The organism is Pseudomonas sp. P1.31, assembly GCF_001269815.1.
Lineage (GTDB): Bacteria > Pseudomonadota > Gammaproteobacteria > Pseudomonadales > Pseudomonadaceae > Aquipseudomonas > Aquipseudomonas rustica.
This window is the reverse complement of the sequence record NZ_LHVN01000032.1, coordinates 90,857-108,140: the sequence shown is the minus strand read 5'-3', so window position 1 is coordinate 108,140 and position 17,284 is coordinate 90,857. Positions and strand designations below refer to the sequence as shown.

Sequence of the window (17,284 nt, the reverse complement as noted above, 5' to 3'; positions counted from 1 at the left end):
CACTTGTCCGCTCAAGTCATCGCGATTGACGCAATGGGCGGGGACTTCGGTCCCCGCAGCATTGTTCAGGCCAGCCTTGCTTGCCTTTCTGCTACGCCCTCGCTGCACCTGACCCTCGTCGGTCAACCCTCCCTTCTTGAAGAATTGATCCACGGCCAATCGGCTGCCGATCGCGCGCGCCTGACGATTGTGGGTGCCAGCGAAGTCATCACCATGGACGAAAAACCGACTCAAGCCTTGCGTGGCAAGCCGGACTCGTCGATGCGTGTCGCCCTGGAGCTGGTGCGTGATGGCAAGGCGCAAGCCTGTGTCAGTGCCGGCAATACCGGTGCGTTGATGGCGCTGTCGCGATTTGTGCTGAAGACCTTGCCGGGTATTGATCGCCCGGCGATGGTGGCGGCAATTCCGACGCAGAAGGGTTTTTGCCAGTTGCTCGATCTGGGCGCCAATGTCGATTGCAGTGCCGAGCATCTGCTGCAATTTGCGGTAATGGGTTCGGTGGCGGCGCAGACGCTGGGGATCAATCGTCCGCGTGTGGCGCTGCTGAATATTGGCACTGAAGACATCAAGGGTAACCAGCAGGTCAAACTGGCGGCGACGTTGTTGCAGGCTGCTCGTGGCATCAACTACATCGGCTTCATCGAAGGCGACGGGTTGTATCGTGGCGAGGCGGATGTGGTGGTGTGCGACGGTTTCGTCGGCAATATTCTGCTCAAATCCAGCGAAGGTCTGGCGACGATGATTGCTGCGCGCATCGAGGCGCTGTTCAAAAAGAATCTGGCGTCCCGTGCGGTGGGTGCGTTGGCGCTGCCATTGATGAAGCGTTTGCAGGCGGATCTGGCGCCGGCGCGACACAATGGCGCAAGCTTTCTCGGCTTGCAGGGCATCGTCGTGAAAAGTCACGGTTCGGCCGGTGTTCAGGGCTTCCAGAGTGCGATCCAGCGTGCGCTGATCGAGATTCAAGAGAACTTGCCCGAGCGTCTCCACGGTCGTCTGGAGGATTTGTTGTCTTAGGCGTTTTCGTCGGACAATGCTTAAATGTGACCGCCCGGTTCAAAGGGCCATCCAACTGTCAGTTTCTTGCGTCCCCAAGCGGGGCGTCATTTTCCGACGACAAGATCATTAGGGGCTTGTTACATGTCTGCTTCCCTCGCATTCGTCTTTCCAGGACAGGGTTCGCAGTCCCTCGGCATGCTGGCCGAGCTGGGCGCGCAATACCCGCTGATCCTCGAAACATTCCAAGAAGCCTCCGCTGCTCTGGGCTATGACCTGTGGGCACTGACCCAGCAGGGCCCGGAAGAGCTGCTCAATCAAACCGATAAAACCCAACCGGCCATTCTGACCGCTTCGATCGCCCTGTGGCGTCTGTGGCTGGCAGAAGGTGGCGCGCGTCCGGCCTTTGTTGCCGGTCACAGCCTGGGTGAATACAGCGCGCTGGTTGCCGCTGGCAGCCTGACGCTGGCTGACGCGGTGAAGCTCGTTGAGCGCCGTGGCCAACTGATGCAGGAAGCGGTTCCGGCCGGGCAGGGTGGCATGGCCGCCATCCTCGGTCTGGAAGACGCTGACGTGCTGGCAGCCTGCGCCGAAGCAGCGCAAGGAGAAGTGGTCAGCGCCGTCAACTTCAACTCGCCTGGCCAAGTCGTTATCGCCGGCGCCAAGGCTGCCGTTGAGCGCGCCATCGAAGCCTGCAAGGCCCGTGGTGCCAAGCGCGCGATGCCGCTGCCGGTAAGCGTGCCGTCGCACTGCGAATTGATGCGTCCGGCCGCCGAGCGTTTTGCCGAATCCATCGCCGCCATCGACTGGCAGGCGCCGCAGATCCCGGTGGTGCAGAACGTCAGCGCGCAAGTGCCGGCTGATCTGGAAACCCTCAAGCGTGATCTGCTCGAACAACTCTACAAGCCAGTCCGCTGGGTTGAATCGGTACAGACGCTGGCAGCCAAGGGCGCGACCAATCTGGTCGAATGTGGCCCGGGCAAAGTCCTCGCCGGTCTGAACAAACGTTGCGCTGAAGGCGTGGCGACTTCCAACCTCAATACCCCAGACGCTTTCGCTGCCGCTCGCGCAGCGCAAGCCTGAATCAGGAGAAACTTGCATGAGTCTGCAAGGTAAAGTTGCACTGGTCACCGGTGCAAGCCGTGGCATCGGCCAGGCCATCGCGCTGGAACTGGGTCGTCAGGGCGCCATCGTTATTGGCACCGCGACCTCGGCTTCGGGTGCTGAGCGCATTGCTGCAACCCTGAAGGAAAATGGTATTCAGGGCACTGGCCTTGAGCTGAACGTGACCAGCGATGAATCGGTCAGCTCAGTGCTGGCGAGCATTCAGGAGCAGTTCGGTGCGCCAGTGGCGATCCTGGTCAATAATGCCGGCATCACCCGCGATAACCTGATGATGCGCATGAAAGACGATGAGTGGTACGACGTGATCGATACCAACCTGAACAGTCTATTCCGCCTGTCCAAGGGTGTTCTGCGCGGCATGACCAAGGCGCGCTGGGGTCGAATTATCAGTATTGGCTCGGTAGTGGGTGCCATGGGCAACGCTGGCCAAGTAAACTATGCAGCCGCCAAGGCCGGTCTGGAAGGTTTCAGCCGTGCCATGGCGCGTGAAGTCGGTTCGCGTTCGATTACGGTCAACTCGGTAACCCCAGGGTTTATCGACACCGATATGACCCGCGAACTGCCTGAAGCACAGCGTGAAGCCTTGCAGACGCAGATTCCGCTGGGTCGTCTGGGACAAGCTCAAGAGATCGCGTCTGTGGTCGCTTTTCTTGCATCCGACGGTGCGGCATACGTCACTGGGGCTACAATCCCGGTGAACGGTGGGATGTACATGTAAGTAAAATGTGACGGATTGCTTCAAAAAAATGTCATACGAGCTGTCTAAAATCCGTTATAAAGCTGCAATCTATTTATAGGCAGAGGGCCACCGGGTTTGAGGAGTGAAGCTTTCAGTTGAAATGCTGAAAAGTCTTTCTATACACTTACCCACTGGCCAGCTGCCTGAATTTGTCCATTAGGAGTGAAAACAAGGTATGAGCACCATCGAAGAGCGCGTCAAGAAAATCGTTGCCGAGCAACTGGGTGTTAAAGAAGAAGAAGTGGTTAACACCGCTTCCTTCGTAGAAGACCTGGGTGCCGACTCCCTTGACACCGTTGAGCTGGTGATGGCTCTGGAAGAGGAATTCGAGACCGAAATCCCTGACGAAGAAGCTGAGAAGATCACTACTGTACAAGCTGCAATCGACTACGTTACTAGCCACCAGGCGTAATAGTTTGTAATCGTTGTTTGCTGTCATGGAAAAACCGCACTGCCATCATGGCGTGCGGTTTTTTCTTTAGGCCTGATGCAAAGTCGTCGTCATTTGAAAAAGGAGAGTGCTGTGTCGCGTAGACGCGTCGTAGTCACCGGTATGGGTATGTTGTCGCCACTGGGCACGGATGTGCCGAGCAGTTGGCAGGGCATTCTGGCTGGCCGCAGTGGCATTGGTCTGATCGAACACACCGACCTTTCTGCCTATTCCACCCGCTTTGGCGGCTCGGTAAAGGGCTTCAATGTCGAGGAATACCTGTCGGTCAAGGAAGCACGCAAGCTCGACCTATTTATTCAGTACGGTCTCGCCGCCGGTTTTCAAGCCGTGCGCAATTCCGGTCTGGAAGTCACCGACGCCAACCGTGAACGCATTGGCGTGGCCATGGGTTCGGGTATCGGCGGTCTGACCAACATCGAAGAAACCAGCCGTACCCTGCATGAGACGGGCCCGCGTCGAATCTCGCCATTCTTCGTGCCAGGCTCGATCATCAATATGATTTCCGGTTTTCTGTCCATCCATCTGGGTGCACAGGGGCCTAACTACGCCATCGCCACTGCATGCACCACCGGTACGCACTGCATCGGCATGGCCGCGCGCAACATCATGTACGACGAAGCCGACGTGATGATTGCCGGCGGTGCCGAAATGGCCGCGTGCGGTCTGGGCATGGGCGGCTTCGGCGCGTCCCGTGCGCTGTCGACCCGCAACGATGAGCCAACCCGTGCGAGCCGTCCGTGGGACAAGGGCCGTGACGGTTTCGTCCTGTCCGACGGTGCCGGTGCACTGGTACTCGAAGAGCTGGAGCACGCCAAGGCACGCGGCGCGACCATCTACGCCGAGCTGATCGGGTTCGGCACCAGCGGCGATGCGTTCCACATGACTTCGCCTCCTGCCGACGGCGCCGGTGCAGCACGCTGCATCACCAATGCGTTGCGCGACGCGAAGATCAACGTCGACCAAGTGCAGTACATCAACGCCCACGGCACCTCGACTCCGGCCGGCGACCTTGCCGAAGCCAACGCGATCAAGTCGGTGTTCGGCGAGCACGCCTACAAGCTGGCGGTCAGCTCGACCAAATCGATGACCGGCCACCTGTTGGGCGCGGCGGGCGCGGTTGAAGCGATCTTCAGCGTGCTGGCGATCAACAGCCAGGTGGCACCGCCGACCATCAACCTCGATGAGCCGGACGAAGGCTGCGATCTCGATTTTGTGCCGCACACTGCGCGCAACATGGACATCGATGTCGTGCTGTCCAACTCCTTCGGTTTTGGCGGCACTAACGGCACCCTGGCGTTCCGTCGGTTCGCAGGCTGATGGACTGCTGGGTCGACGGTCAACCGGCTGACGCTCTGTCGCTGAAAGATCGCGGCCTGGCTTACGGCGATGGTCTGTTTGAGACCATTGCTGTGTGTGGCGGCCAACCGATCCTGCTGGATCGGCATCTGACGCGACTGGCCGATGGCTGTTCGCGTCTGGCCATCGCCGCCGATATCGAGTTGATTCGTCATGAGCTGCTGAGCTATGCGGCAGCGATGGGCGAGGGCGTGCTCAAGCTCATCCTCACCCGTGGCGACGGTTTGCGCGGTTATGCGTCAGATCCTGCGGCACCGGGCCGACGCATTCTGCAAGGCAATCCACCGGCGGCTTATCCCGTTGTTCATGCTGAACAAGGCGTTCGCCTGTTTCCGTGCAGCACACGCTTGGCCATCCAGCCGCTGCTTGCCGGACTCAAACACCTCAACCGACTCGAACAAGTGCTCGCCCGTGCCGAATGGCAGGACAGCGAGCACGCCGAAGGCTTGATGCTCGATCAGGCTGGTCGCGTCATCGAAGGGGTGTTCAGCAACGTGTTTCTGGTGCGTGACGGTGTGTTGATCACGCCTGATCTGAAACGCTGCGGTGTTGCCGGTGTGATGCGCGCCGAAATATTGTTTCAGGCCGAGTCATTGGCCATCCCCACGCAAATCGCCGACATCAGCCTCGAACAGCTGCAATGGGCTGATGAAGTGTTCCTCTGCAACAGTGTTTATGGCGTGTGGCCGGTACGCGCCTACGCTGCACTGAGCTGGCCGGTTGGCCCGCTCACCCGTAAACTGCAAACCATTGCCCGCGCGCTACTGGATGCCTGATTCGTGAGACGTAAACTTTTGCTGCTGCTGGAAACCGGACTGGTTCTGGCAGGGCTGTTGTTGGGCGCCAGCGCCTGGAAGATTCACTCCGCACTGGAACAACCCCTGAACATCACGCAGGAAGAGCTGCTGGATGTGCCGAAAGGCTCTACCCCCACCCGTACTTTCCTCGAACTCGAAACCGATGGCGTCATCAAAGACGCGTTCTGGCTGCGGGTTTACTGGCGCTTCAACCTCGCCGGCACACCGATTCACAGCGGCGAATACCGCATGCAGCCGGGTATGACCGTCAATGGTCTGATCGACTCTTGGAAGCGCGGCGACGTGGTTCAGTACAGCCTCACGCTGGTGGAAGGCTGGAACTTCCATCAAGTGCGTGCTGCATTGGCCAAGGACGAGAAAATCGAGCAGACCCTGAGCGGTTTGAGCGACAGCGACGTAATGGCGAAGATTGGCCACAAAGGCCTGTTTCCGGAAGGGCGTTTCTTCCCTGACACCTACCGCTTCGTGCGCGGTATGACCGATGCCGAGCTGCTGAAGAAGTCCTTCGACCGTCTCGACGAAGTGCTGGCCAGCGAATGGGAAAAACGTGCGTCTGACGTGCCTTACCGAGAGCCGTATCAGGCGCTGATCATGGCCTCGCTGGTCGAAAAAGAAACCGGCGTCCCGCAAGAGCGCGGACAGATTGCCGGGGTCTTCGTACGGCGGATGGCGCTGGGCATGCAGCTGCAGACCGACCCGACGGTGATCTACGGTTTGGGTGATCGCTACACCGGCAAGCTGACCCGCGCGCATTTGAAAGAGCCGACGCCTTACAACACCTATGTGATTCCCGGCCTGCCGCCGACGCCAATTGCGATGGTCGGGCGTGAAGCGATTCATGCGGCGCTGAATCCGGTCGATGGCACCAGCCTGTATTTCGTCGCGCGTGGCGACGGCAGCCATGTGTTCTCGGATGATCTCGATGCGCATAACGCGGCGGTGCGTGAGTTTCAGCTCAAGCGCCGTGCGGATTATCGTTCCAGCCCGACGCCTGTAGTTGCACCGGAATCTGCGCAAGATCCGATTCCTGCGGCATCTCCGGACACGGCGCCGGAAGCGTTGCCGCAAGTTCCCGCCGAGGAACCTGCGCCAACCCCGGCACCGGACGCCGCTGCACCCTCCAACGCGCAATGACTTTGACTAAGGACTGCCTGTGACTGGCTTGTTTATTACTCTGGAAGGCCCGGAAGGCGCCGGTAAAAGCACCAACCGCGAGTACCTCGCCGAGCGTCTGCGCGCCGCCGGTATCGAAGTGGTGCTGACCCGTGAGCCCGGCGGTACGCCACTGGCCGAGCGGATCCGCGATGTGCTGCTGGCCCCGGCCGACGAAGTCATGAACCCGGATGCCGAGCTGTTGCTGGTGTTCGCGGCGCGCGCTCAGCACTTGGCCGAAGTGATTCGTCCGGCGCTGGCCCGCGGTGCAGTGGTGCTGTGCGACCGTTTCACCGATTCGACGTATGCCTATCAGGGCGGCGGTCGTGGCTTGTCGCTGGAGCGCATTGCCACGCTGGAGAACTTCGTGCAGGGCGATCTGCGTCCTGATCTGACACTGATTTTCGATTTGCCGGTGGAAATCGGCCTCGCTCGTGCCAGCGCCCGTGGTCGTCTCGATCGTTTCGAGCTGGAAGGCCGGGCGTTTTTCGAGGCGGTGCGCAATGCGTTTCTGAAGCGCGCCGAAGCCGATCCTGCGCGCTATGTGCGCATCGACGCCGGCCAACCATTGGCCAAGGTTCAGCAGTCGCTGGATACCTTGCTGCCGAACTTGCTGGAGCTGGCCCGTGGCTGAGGCCTATCCATGGCAGGACAGCCTCTGGCAGCAACTGGCCGGGCGTAAGCAACACGCGCACGCGTATTTGCTGCACGGCCCGGCCGGGATCGGCAAGCGCGCGCTGGCCGAGCGCTTGATGGCGAGCCTGCTGTGCCAGCGTCCGACCCCGGAAGCGTGCGGCGAGTGCAAATCCTGCATGCTGCTCAGGGCCGGCAGTCATCCGGATAATTACATCCTCGAACCGGAAGAGGCCGACAAGGCGATCAAAGTCGATCAGGTGCGTGATCTGGTCAGTTTCGTGGTGCAAACCGCGCAACTGGGCGGGCGCAAAGTGGTGCTGATCGAGCCGGTCGAGGCGATGAACATCAACGCCGCCAACGCCTTGCTGAAAAGCCTTGAAGAACCGTCCGGCGATACTGTGTTGCTGTTGGTCAGTCATCAGACCAGCCGTTTGCTGCCGACGATCAAGAGTCGTTGCGTGCAACAGGCCTGTCCGCTGCCGAGCGAGGCGATGAGCCTGCAATGGCTGGCTCAGGCTCTGCCGGAATGTTCTGAAGATGAGCGTGTCGAGCTGCTGACGCTGGCGGCCGGTTCGCCGTTGATGGCGGTCAGTCTTCAATCCCAGGGTGTGCGCGAACAGCGCGCGCAAGTGGTCGAAGGCGTGAAGAAGTTGCTCAAACAGCAGCAATCGCCGACGCAACTGGCCGAAGTGTGGAAAAGCATTCCGATGCTGCGCCTGTTCGACTGGTTCTGCGACTGGTCGAGCCTGATCCTGCGCTATCAACTGACGCAGGATGAAGCGGGCCTTGGCCTGACCGATATGCGTAAAGTTGTGCAGTACCTGGCGCAGAAAAGTGCGCAGGGCAAAGTCCTCGAGATTCAGGACTGGATTCTCGCCCAGCGGCAGAAAGTCATGAGCAAGGCCAACCTCAATCCGGCGTTGCTGCTGGAGGCATTGTTGGTGCAATGGGCGGGATTGCCTGGCCAAAGATAAGAATGTGTACCTAGACTCTGAACATCAGCAGTGGAGGTCAACATGAATGAACCCGTCAGCCCGGGGCCGCGTAATGGCATCTTGTCCCTGACCATCAAGGACAAGTCGGTGCTTTACGCCGCCTACATGCCGTTCATCAAGAACGGCGGTCTGTTCATCCCGACCAACAAGAGCTACAAGTTGGGCGACGAGGTGTTCATGCTGCTGAACCTGATGGACGAGGCGGAGAAGATTCCGGTGGCCGGCAAGGTCGCCTGGATCACGCCCAAAGGTGCGCAGGGCAATCGCGCCGCCGGTGTCGGCGTGCAGTTTAATGATGGCGACAACACCGCGCGCAGTCGCATCGAAACCCATCTGGCCGGAGCCCTCAAGTCCGACCGTCCCACTCATACGATGTAAGTAGCCGTCCTTTTTATGCTCGTAGATTCCCATTGTCACCTTGATCGCCTCGACCTCGCCGCCCATGACGGTTCGCTGGATGCCGCACTCAATGCCGCCCGGCAGCGCGGGGTAGGGCACTTTCTGTGCATCGGCGTCAGCGCCGACAACGCTGCCGACGTCAAAGCCCTTGCTGAGCGTTACGACGACGTCGATTGCTCGGTCGGCGTGCATCCGCTGGATGTGCAGCCGGGCGCTGCGCCTGCGCTGGATTGGCTGCTGCACGAACTCAATCATCCGAAAGTGGTGGCGATCGGCGAAACCGGTCTGGATTATCACTACGAGCCGGAAGCCGCTGAATTGCAGCAGGAGTCATTTCGTCTGCACCTGCAAGCGGCTCAGCAGACGGGCAAACCGGTGATCATCCATACCCGTGGCGCGCGGGCCGATACTCTTGAACTGCTGCGCGAAGCGGCGTTGCCTCAGGCCGGTGTGCTGCATTGCTTCACCGAAGACTGGGACATGGCCAAGGCTGCGCTGGACATGGGTTATTACATTTCCCTGTCGGGGATCGTCACGTTCCGTAATGCCGATGCGTTGCGCGATGTCGCGAGCAAAGTCCCGGCGGATCGCTTGCTGGTGGAAACCGACTCGCCGTACCTGGCGCCGATTCCGTACCGCGGCAAGCCAAACCTGCCGCAATACGTGCGTGAAGTCGCGGAATTCCTCGCAATGCTGCGCGGTGAGAACTACGAGCGCTTTGCCGAGCAGACCACCGAAAACTTCAAACGCCTGTTCCCGCTGGCCTCCGTTAAATCTGCCATGTAGGAGCTGCCGCAGGCTGCGATCTTTTGATCTTGATTTTGACAGGCAAAGGCAAAAGATCGCAGCCTGCGGCAGCTCCTACAGGTGTGATGTTCGGGTAGCTGGGGTAAAGGTCAAATCGCAGGCAAAAAAAACCCGGGTTCTGGGGGGTGAATCCGGGTTAAGACCATTAGGAGTAAAACAAAGGCACGCGGTCCGTTGGTACCTTTATCGGCGCGACACTTGGGGGAGATGTCGCCCGACAGTTCAAGTATTGATCAGTCTGGCGTGCAGTCCAGTGAGCCGGTCGGGGTTTTTAAACAAATTTGGAATACGTTTGCTTCAGTTGAGTTCTCATTGCGTCCAAAACGTTCTCAAAATGAACAAGAAACGCAGATATGGTCGGATGATCCGTGCATTTTTGCGCAAGTTAGGCATAATACGCGGCTTCGAATTTTGACCCTTCAGACCTTTTCTTATGCACAAAGAACCTCGTAAGGTCCGTGAGTTTCGTCGCCGCGAGCAAGAAATTCTCGATACCGCGCTCAAGCTGTTCCTCGACCAAGGTGAAGACAGTGTCACCGTCGAGATGATTGCTGATGCCGTCGGTATCGGCAAAGGCACGATCTACAAGCACTTCAAATCCAAGGCGGAAATCTACCTGCGCCTGATGCTCGATTACGAACGCGATTTGAACGAGCTGCTGCATTCGGCCGACGTCGACAAGGACAAGGAAGCGCTGTCCCGCGCCTATTTCGAATTCCGCATGCGCGACCCGCAGCGCTATCGCCTGTTCGATCGCCTCGAAGAGAAGGTGGTCAAGGGCAATCAAGTGCCGGAAATGGTCGAAGAGCTGCACAAGATCCGTGCCTCGAACTTCGAACGTCTGACCCTGTTGATCAAGGGCCGCATCAGCGAAGGCAAACTCGAAGACGTGCCGCCGTACTTCCACTACTGCGCATCCTGGGCGCTGGTGCACGGCGCGGTGGCGCTGTATCACTCGCCGTTCTGGAGCAACGTGCTGGAAGATCAGGAAGGTTTCTTCCAGTTCCTGATGGACATCGGCGTGCGCATGGGCAACAAGCGCAAGCGCGACCCGGAAACCCCAAGCAGCTGAGCCATTCAGCCGCCTTATTGCGCCATGATTTCGCTACATGTCGCAGTACCGCAGGAATATACTCAGGCATAGGGCTTGCTAAAACTTGATTTGTGAGTCAAGTTTTAGCGGCTCGAAATTTTTCCGCCGGAGTGATCATGATCGTTGACCGTCAAGGCAGGCGTTTTCGCAATTTGCGCATCAGCCTGACCTCAGCCTGCAATTACGCTTGTACCTACTGCGTGCCCAACGGCAAGCGGCTGGTGGCTGCGCAGGATGAACTGTCGGCCGAAGCCATGGCGCGCGGCGTTGAGTACCTGATCGAAGCGGCCGGTATCGAGCGCTTGCGCATCACCGGCGGCGAGCCGCTGGTCAGCCCGAAACTCGAATCGTTCATGACCGCCGTCGGCAAGATGGGCCTGGAAGACATCAGCCTGACCACCAACGGTCAACTCCTCGCCAAGAAACTCCCGCTGTTGGTCGATGCCGGTATACGCCGGATCAACGTGTCCCTCGATACCCTCGACGCTGGCGCTTTTCGCAGTATCGCCCGTGGCGGCGATCTGGCCACCGTGCTTGCTGGCATGGATCAAGCCGCCGCCGCGGGGATGAAGATCAAGGTCAACATGGTGCCGTTGCGCGGGCAGAACCTCGATCAAGTGATGCCGCTGCTTGATTACTGTCTGCAACGAGGTTTCGAACTGCGCTTTATCGAATTGATGCGCATGGGCCACTTGGCTAAAGACTCCAATGCGTTTCTGCAACAGTTCGTCAGCCTTGAGCAATTGCTCAGCCTGATCGGCGAGCGCTACGAGTATGCGCAGACTGATGCGCCGATCGATGCCACCGCTGTGCGCTATGCGATTCCTGGCTTGGGCAACTTCGGCGTGATTGCCAACGAAAGCGTGCCGTTCTGTCGGACATGCTCGCGCTTGCGACTGTCGTCGACGGGTTGGCTGCATGGCTGCCTGTCGTCGAGCAACCGCCACTATGTCGGTGATCTGCTCGACAAGCCGCGTCATCAGGCGTTGCCGGCCCTGCAGCGTTTGTTGGTCAAGGCGTTGGGCGACAAGCAGGAAGTGGCGTTCTCCGGTGGTGCCACCGTCATGAAGATTATCGGCGGCTAATATTCCCTATTCGCGGGCAAGCCTTGCTCCTACAGGATCGCGTAAATCTGTAGGAGCAAGGCTTGCCCGCGAAAGCATTCTATAAATCAACGAAGATCCCGAGCTGGCGCAAAAGCTGCATCCAACGGCCATTCGCCGGTTTTCCGTCACCGGCCTCTGGAGGAATAGGATGCGTAGCCTGGTTTTGCTGCTGGCCGTTTTGGCGCTTGGCGGCTGTATGACTGTCAGCGATATGGCCGAAGGCACTCGCTACCAGATGAGCGACGCCGGTTTGCTCGATCACAGCGACAGCCGTCGCGTGAACAACTTCCGCATTCAGCCTGATTCGTTCATCTACATCGCCCAAGGCGCGTTCGCCCCGCCGGGCGGTTCTTACCCTCGTCCAAACGTGGTCGCCGAGGAAGCCTTCAAGGGTTTCGTCGAATACTTCCCGATGGTGCGCCGCGCTCGCGCGCCGGAAGGCCTCGATCAAGCAATGGGCGAAGCCCGCGATGCCGGTGCTCACTACCTGCTGTACACGCGTTTCGCCAAGGCTGATGACCGCATTGGTAACTCTGATGAGTGGCTTGATGAAGAAGCGGTCGACCGTCTCGGCATTGACGGTGGCGTGATTCAGATCATGTTGATCGAGACCAGCACCCAGTATTTGATTGATACTGCACGCATCAAAAGTCGTGGCGGTTTACTGACGTTCCACGACAATAAACCCGAAGACCTCATCGGCCCGCCGCTGGCACAGTACGCGCGCAGCCTGTTGGGGATCGGCGACCAATAAATTCAAGGAGAACGCCATGAGTGGCCCGCAAAAAGCCAATGACCTGTTGGGACAAATCCCCAAAACCAAAGGCTTGCCGCCGGTGCACTTGTGGAACCCGGACTTCTGCGGCGACATCGACATGCGCATCGCCCGCGACGGCACCTGGTATTACCTGGGCACACCGATCGGGCGCAAGCCGATGGTCAAACTGTTCTCGACGATCATGCGCCGCGATGGCGATGATTATTTCCTGATTACTCCGGTCGAGAAGGTCGGGATCAAGGTCGACGACGCGCCGTTTGTGGCGATTGCGGTTGAAGTGGAAGGCGAGGGTGAGGCGCAGCTTTTGCGTTTTACCACCAACGTGGATGAGACGGCTGAGGCCGGGCCTGAGCATCCGATCCGCGTCGAGATTGATCCGACGACGCAAGAGCCTGCGCCTTATGTGCATGTGCGTACCAATCTTGAGGCGTTGATTCACCGCAATGTGTTCTACCAACTAGTGGAATTGGCGGTCAGCCGCGAAATCGATGGCCAGCGCTGGCTGGGCGTGTGGAGCGGCGGCGAGTTCTTCCGCATCGGCCTCGAACCTTAAAAGATCGCAGCCTTCGGCAGCTCCTACAGGGCATACACCTGTAGGAGCTGCCGAAGGCTGCGATCTTTTTTGTCGTTGACACCCAATCATATGATGATTAGCTTTATCACCCATCGCACTCCGCTTTGAGGTGTTCATGTCCAGCAGCTTCCACGCATCCACGGTTGACTGGCTCGGCAGCTGGATCGCCGCGGGCCAGGTCAAACCGGGGCAGACCATCAAGGTCGAGGCGGATCTGGGTGAACAGCTTGGCGTCAGTCGCACGGTGATCCGCGAAGCGATCAAAACCCTCGTTGCCAAAGGCATGCTCGAAGTCGGGCCGAAAGTTGGCACCCGCGTGCTGCCGGTTCGGCGCTGGAATCTGTTCGATCCGCAAGTCGTCGGTTGGCTGTCGCGTAACGGCTTGCCGGAAAACTTCGTCGATGACCTGCTTGATCTGCGCCGCACCATCGAACCGATGGCCGTACGCTGGGCCTGCGAACGCGCCACCTTCGAACAGATCGAAGCCGTTCAACTGGCCTACAACGCCCTCGAACGCGCGGTCGACAGCGGCATCGATTACAACCGCGCCGATCAGGTCTTTCACGAATGCATCCTCGCGGCCAGTCACAATCAATTCATTGAACAAATGGTGCCGGCGCTCGGCGCGTTGTTGGCGGTGTCGTTTGAAGTGTCTGCCGCCGATCCCGATGAACTGCGCCGCACATTACCGATCCACAAAGACATGGCCGATGCCATCGCCGCTCGGGATTCCGCGCGCGGTGTGTGGGCGTGCATGACTTTGATCGATAACGCCGATCTGGCGATCAAACGTTTTTACCCGAAAGTCATGGCCGACAAAAAAGCCAGCTGAACACACCCATATTCCCTGTGGGAGCGAGCTTGCTCGCGAATGCGTCAAGTCAGATACATCAGTCATCGACTGACACGACGCCTTCGCGAGCAAGCTCGCTCCCACAGTAAAACAACAACAAAGAAGGAGTTGATATGCCGTGTACCGCCCTGACCCAACACCGCGCCCAACTCGGTGAAGGCCCGTTCTGGGACGCGCCGACCCAGGCGCTGTACTGGGTCGACATCGCCGGCAAACAGGCCTTGCGCCTGATCGGCCAGAACGTACAAATCTGGCAGATGCCCGAGCACGTTTCCGCGTTCATCCCCTGTGCCAGCGGCGATGCGCTGGTCACGCTCAGCAGCGGCGTCTATCGCCTCGACCTCGATTCCCCTGGCCTCGAACCGCGCCTGACCCTGTTCTGCGTCGCCGACCCGCAACCCGGCAATCGGCCCAACGAAGCGCGTTGCGATGGCCAAGGCCGTTTGTGGCTCGGCACCATGCAAAACAACATCGGCGAAAATGGCGAAGACCTGCCGATCACTCGCCGCTCCGGTGGCCTGTTCCGCGTCGATGCGGATCAACGTGTCACGCCATTGCTGCGCGGTTTGGGCATTCCCAACACGCTGCTGTGGAGTGACGACGGCACCACAGTTCTGTTCGGCGACAGCATGGACAGCACGCTCCATCGCTATTTCATTCAAACGGACGGCCATCTCGGTGCCGCCGAAACCTGGTACGGCCCCGACCAACAGGGCGGCCCGGACGGTTCGGCGATGGACGCCGAAGGTTACGTGTGGAATGCCCGTTGGGATGGCAGTTGCCTGCTGCGCCTGACGCCTGAAGGCAAAGTCGAGCGCAAAATCGAGTTGCCTGTCAGCCGCCCGACCAGTTGCGTGTTCGGTGGCGATGACCTGAAAACCCTGTACATCACCAGCGCCCAGAGCCCGCACAAGCATCCTCTGGACGGTGCAGTGCTGTCGATGCGCGTTGATGTGCCGGGAAAACTCTGTACGCGCTTTGCTGGTTAAATCCCAAAATATGGGATGCAAAATTATATATTGAGATTATTTGGCCGGCGGGTTTATAGTCGGCTCCAGCAGTAACACGCACTCACACTTAAAAAGAACAAAACAGGTGAAGTGATGCAGCGAATCTCCATCGCACTCCCACGCGGAGTCCGCGTCTCGCAACGGCCCCATGCCGTCAGCGACGCCTGCCTGTTTTGTTTCAAACGCCTTCCGAACCGGACATCGTCAGCTGTCCGGTTTTTTTGTGCTTGCGAAACAGGAGTCGAGATCCATGGCTGAACCCCTTTCCCTGCCGCCGGTGCCTGCACCGCCGAAGGGCGAGCGTCTGAAAGACAAAGTGGTCTTGCTGACCGGTGCCGCACAAGGCATCGGTGAAGCGATTGTTGCCGCATTTGCCTCACAGCAAGCGAAGCTGGTGATCAGCGATATTCAGGCCGAAAAGGTTGAGAAGGTTGCCGCCCACTGGCGCGAGCAGGGCTATGACGTGCAGGCGCTCAAGGCCGATGTGTCGCGCCAGCACGATCTGCACGCGATGGCCAAACGCGCCGTTGAATTGCACGGCCGTATCGACGTGCTGGTCAACTGCGCCGGGGTCAACGTGTTTCGTGATCCGCTGGAAATGACCGATGAAGACTGGCATCGCTGCTTCGCCATCGACCTCGATGGTGCCTGGTTCGGCTGCAAAGCCGTGCTGCCGCAGATGATCGAGCAGGGCGTTGGCAGCATCATCAACATCGCCTCGACCCATTCCAGCCACATCATTCCCGGCTGCTTCCCGTACCCGGTGGCCAAACACGGTTTGCTCGGCCTGACCCGCGCCCTCGGCATCGAATACGCGGCGAAAGGCATTCGCGTCAACGCCATCGCGCCGGGCTACATCGAAACCCAATTGAATGTTGATTACTGGAACGGTTTCGCCGATCCGCACGCCGAACGTCAGCGCGCCTTCGATCTGCACCCGCCGAAACGCATCGGTCAGCCGCTGGAAGTGGCGATGACTGCGGTGTTTCTGGCCAGTGATGAAGCACCGTTTATCAACGCGTCATGCATCACCATCGATGGTGGCCGCTCGGTGATGTACCACGACTGAGCGCAGCGGCTTTCACGCGGATAGATCCGGGTGAAATCCAATCATCATACGATATGACTATTTTCAACAGGCTTTGCAGCAGTACGTGTCACGCCACCACACCTGTGGCGAGGGAGCTTGCTCCCGCTCGGCTGCGCAGCAGTCGTAAATTCGGGCTATGCGGTATGTCTGATTGACCGAGGTAACCGGTTTTAGGGCCGCTTCGCAGCCCAGCGGGAGCAAGCTCCCTCGCCACAAGCTGTTTAATTTGCTCAAAAAAAATAACAAGGAGTCAGCTTATGAAACGTCGTTTCGGGATTCGTACCCTGTGCACTACCGCCCTGGCGGTCACTGCATTCAGCCTGAGCAGTTCGCTGCTCGCTGCCGACACCGTGAAAATCGGTTTTCTGGTCAAGCAGGCTGAAGAGCCGTGGTTCCAGACCGAGTGGGCTTTCGCCGAGAAAGCCGCCAAGGACAAGGGCTTTGAACTGATCAAGATTGCTGTGCCGGATGGCGAGAAAACCCTCTCGGCCATCGACAGTCTCGCCGCCAACGGTGCCAAGGGCTTTGTGATCTGCCCGCCGGACGTGTCGCTCGGCCCGGCGATCATGGCCAAAGCCAAACTCAATGACCTGAAAGTGATTGCCGTCGACGACCGTTTTGTCGACGCCAACGGCAAGTTCATGGAGGACGTGCCGTACCTCGGCATGGCCGCGTTTGAAGTCGGCCAGAAGCAAGGCAACGCGATGGTCGCCGAAGCGAAGAAGCGTAACTGGGACTGGAAAGACACCTACGCGGTGGTCAACACCTACAACGAACTCGACACCGGCAAGAAGCGCACCGACGGCTCGGTGAAATCCCTTGAAGACGCCGGCATGCCGAAGGATCACATCCTCTTCGCCGCGCTGAAAACCCTCGACGTACCGGGCAGCATGGACGCCACCAACTCGGCGCTGGTGAAACTGCCGAGCGCGGCGAAAAACCTGATCATCGGCGGCATGAACGACAACACCGTGCTCGGCGGCGTGCGCGCCACTGAAGCGGCCGGTTTTGCCGCGACCAATGTGATCGGCATCGGCATCAACGGCACCGACGCCATCGGCGAATTGAAAAAGCCTAACAGCGGCTTCTTCGGTTCGATGCTGCCAAGCCCGCACATCGAAGGCTACAAAACCGCCGAGATGATGTACGAGTGGGTCACCACCGGCAAAGAACCGCCGAAGTACACCGCCATGGACGACGTCACCCTGATCACCCGCGAGAACTTCAAGCAAGAGCTGGAAAAAATCGGCTTGTGGAACTGATGCAGCGACGGCCCGGGCAGCCGGGCCGTTTTTCGGTGTGAAGAGGT

General features: G+C 59.1%; 19 protein-coding genes. All 19 read left to right on the top strand.

Annotated features, from left to right (window positions below; translation table 11 throughout):
• The first annotated feature begins 3 nt into the window (after window positions 1-3).
• The 19 genes from plsX (at window position 4) to AD669_RS19105 (ending at window position 17,237) form a co-directional block, all read left to right on the top strand.
• Entirely contained in the window at window positions 4-1,014 is a 1,011-nt protein-coding gene (gene plsX / locus AD669_RS19195; RefSeq protein ID WP_082341469.1) for a phosphate acyltransferase PlsX, read from the top strand.
• A gap of 123 nt (window positions 1,015-1,137) precedes the next feature.
• Window positions 1,138-2,076 carry an ACP S-malonyltransferase gene (fabD, locus tag AD669_RS19190; protein WP_053122610.1) on the top strand — a complete coding sequence of 313 codons (939 nt, stop codon included), beginning with the start codon at window positions 1,138-1,140 and terminating at the stop codon, window positions 2,074-2,076.
• 16 nt (window positions 2,077-2,092) lie between these two features.
• Window positions 2,093-2,836, top strand: coding sequence for a 3-oxoacyl-ACP reductase FabG (fabG, locus tag AD669_RS19185; protein ID WP_053122607.1), 744 nt, complete (start codon window positions 2,093-2,095; stop codon window positions 2,834-2,836).
• A 196-nt stretch (window positions 2,837-3,032) separates the two neighbouring features.
• Window positions 3,033-3,269: an acyl carrier protein gene (gene acpP / locus AD669_RS19180; RefSeq protein ID WP_003175607.1), complete on the top strand. Its 237-nt coding sequence runs from the start codon at window positions 3,033-3,035 to the stop codon at window positions 3,267-3,269.
• Window positions 3,270-3,380: 111 nt separating this feature from the next.
• Entirely contained in the window at window positions 3,381-4,625 is a 1,245-nt protein-coding gene (fabF, locus tag AD669_RS19175; protein ID WP_053122604.1) for a beta-ketoacyl-ACP synthase II, read from the top strand.
• A complete protein-coding gene (gene pabC / locus AD669_RS19170) occupies window positions 4,625-5,440 on the top strand; it encodes an aminodeoxychorismate lyase (protein WP_053122600.1) in 816 nt (271 codons plus the stop codon). The genes fabF and pabC overlap by 1 nt, the downstream gene beginning before the upstream one ends.
• Before the next feature lie 3 nt (window positions 5,441-5,443).
• Window positions 5,444-6,616 carry an endolytic transglycosylase MltG gene (gene mltG / locus AD669_RS19165; protein WP_053122598.1) on the top strand — a complete coding sequence of 391 codons (1,173 nt, stop codon included), beginning with the start codon at window positions 5,444-5,446 and terminating at the stop codon, window positions 6,614-6,616.
• 19 nt (window positions 6,617-6,635) lie between these two features.
• Window positions 6,636-7,268, top strand: a complete 633-nt coding sequence (tmk, locus tag AD669_RS19160) for a dTMP kinase (RefSeq protein WP_053122595.1) — start codon at window positions 6,636-6,638, stop codon at window positions 7,266-7,268.
• Window positions 7,261-8,244 carry a DNA polymerase III subunit delta' gene (locus AD669_RS19155; protein ID WP_053122592.1) on the top strand — a complete coding sequence of 328 codons (984 nt, stop codon included), beginning with the start codon at window positions 7,261-7,263 and terminating at the stop codon, window positions 8,242-8,244. The genes tmk and AD669_RS19155 overlap by 8 nt, the downstream gene beginning before the upstream one ends.
• Before the next feature lie 42 nt (window positions 8,245-8,286).
• Window positions 8,287-8,643, top strand: coding sequence for a PilZ domain-containing protein (locus AD669_RS19150; protein WP_007950801.1), 357 nt, complete (start codon window positions 8,287-8,289; stop codon window positions 8,641-8,643).
• A gap of 15 nt (window positions 8,644-8,658) precedes the next feature.
• Window positions 8,659-9,450: a TatD family hydrolase gene (locus tag AD669_RS19145; protein ID WP_053122588.1), complete on the top strand. Its 792-nt coding sequence runs from the start codon at window positions 8,659-8,661 to the stop codon at window positions 9,448-9,450.
• Between the two features lie 454 nt (window positions 9,451-9,904).
• A complete protein-coding gene (locus tag AD669_RS19140) occupies window positions 9,905-10,543 on the top strand; it encodes a TetR/AcrR family transcriptional regulator (RefSeq protein WP_007908276.1) in 639 nt (212 codons plus the stop codon).
• A gap of 137 nt (window positions 10,544-10,680) precedes the next feature.
• Window positions 10,681-11,649 (top strand): GTP 3',8-cyclase MoaA, encoded by a 969-nt coding sequence (locus AD669_RS19135; RefSeq protein ID WP_053122585.1) that lies wholly within the window; start codon window positions 10,681-10,683, stop codon window positions 11,647-11,649.
• A gap of 169 nt (window positions 11,650-11,818) precedes the next feature.
• A complete protein-coding gene (locus AD669_RS19130) occupies window positions 11,819-12,424 on the top strand; it encodes a DUF4823 domain-containing protein (RefSeq protein ID WP_053122582.1) in 606 nt (201 codons plus the stop codon).
• A 16-nt stretch (window positions 12,425-12,440) separates the two neighbouring features.
• Window positions 12,441-13,001 (top strand): DUF1285 domain-containing protein, encoded by a 561-nt coding sequence (locus AD669_RS19125; RefSeq protein WP_053122580.1) that lies wholly within the window; start codon window positions 12,441-12,443, stop codon window positions 12,999-13,001.
• 136 nt (window positions 13,002-13,137) lie between these two features.
• The gene (locus AD669_RS19120) at window positions 13,138-13,854 is read left to right on the top strand and encodes a FadR/GntR family transcriptional regulator (protein WP_053122577.1); all 717 of its coding nucleotides are present in this window, start codon (window positions 13,138-13,140) and stop codon (window positions 13,852-13,854) included.
• A gap of 134 nt (window positions 13,855-13,988) precedes the next feature.
• A complete protein-coding gene (locus AD669_RS19115; RefSeq protein ID WP_053122574.1) occupies window positions 13,989-14,864 on the top strand; it encodes an SMP-30/gluconolactonase/LRE family protein in 876 nt (291 codons plus the stop codon).
• A 271-nt stretch (window positions 14,865-15,135) separates the two neighbouring features.
• Window positions 15,136-15,954 (top strand): SDR family oxidoreductase, encoded by an 819-nt coding sequence (locus tag AD669_RS19110; protein WP_053122572.1) that lies wholly within the window; start codon window positions 15,136-15,138, stop codon window positions 15,952-15,954.
• A gap of 278 nt (window positions 15,955-16,232) precedes the next feature.
• Window positions 16,233-17,237 (top strand): substrate-binding domain-containing protein, encoded by a 1,005-nt coding sequence (locus AD669_RS19105; protein ID WP_008087257.1) that lies wholly within the window; start codon window positions 16,233-16,235, stop codon window positions 17,235-17,237.
• Window positions 17,238-17,284 lie beyond the last annotated feature (47 nt).

Coding starts and splice junctions, on each gene's coding strand:
- AD669_RS19150 (WP_007950801.1), top strand. CDS start 8,287: ATGAATGAACCCGTCAGCCCGGGGCCGCGTAATGGCATCTTGTCCCTG.
- AD669_RS19135 (WP_053122585.1), top strand. CDS start 10,681: ATGATCGTTGACCGTCAAGGCAGGCGTTTTCGCAATTTGCGCATCAGC.
- fabD (WP_053122610.1), top strand. CDS start 1,138: ATGTCTGCTTCCCTCGCATTCGTCTTTCCAGGACAGGGTTCGCAGTCC.
- AD669_RS19105 (WP_008087257.1), top strand. CDS start 16,233: ATGAAACGTCGTTTCGGGATTCGTACCCTGTGCACTACCGCCCTGGCG.
- AD669_RS19140 (WP_007908276.1), top strand. CDS start 9,905: ATGCACAAAGAACCTCGTAAGGTCCGTGAGTTTCGTCGCCGCGAGCAA.
- AD669_RS19145 (WP_053122588.1), top strand. CDS start 8,659: ATGCTCGTAGATTCCCATTGTCACCTTGATCGCCTCGACCTCGCCGCC.
- pabC (WP_053122600.1), top strand. CDS start 4,625: ATGGACTGCTGGGTCGACGGTCAACCGGCTGACGCTCTGTCGCTGAAA.
- AD669_RS19115 (WP_053122574.1), top strand. CDS start 13,989: ATGCCGTGTACCGCCCTGACCCAACACCGCGCCCAACTCGGTGAAGGC.
- AD669_RS19120 (WP_053122577.1), top strand. CDS start 13,138: ATGTCCAGCAGCTTCCACGCATCCACGGTTGACTGGCTCGGCAGCTGG.
- acpP (WP_003175607.1), top strand. CDS start 3,033: ATGAGCACCATCGAAGAGCGCGTCAAGAAAATCGTTGCCGAGCAACTG.
- AD669_RS19110 (WP_053122572.1), top strand. CDS start 15,136: ATGGCTGAACCCCTTTCCCTGCCGCCGGTGCCTGCACCGCCGAAGGGC.
- fabG (WP_053122607.1), top strand. CDS start 2,093: ATGAGTCTGCAAGGTAAAGTTGCACTGGTCACCGGTGCAAGCCGTGGC.
- AD669_RS19125 (WP_053122580.1), top strand. CDS start 12,441: ATGAGTGGCCCGCAAAAAGCCAATGACCTGTTGGGACAAATCCCCAAA.
- AD669_RS19130 (WP_053122582.1), top strand. CDS start 11,819: ATGCGTAGCCTGGTTTTGCTGCTGGCCGTTTTGGCGCTTGGCGGCTGT.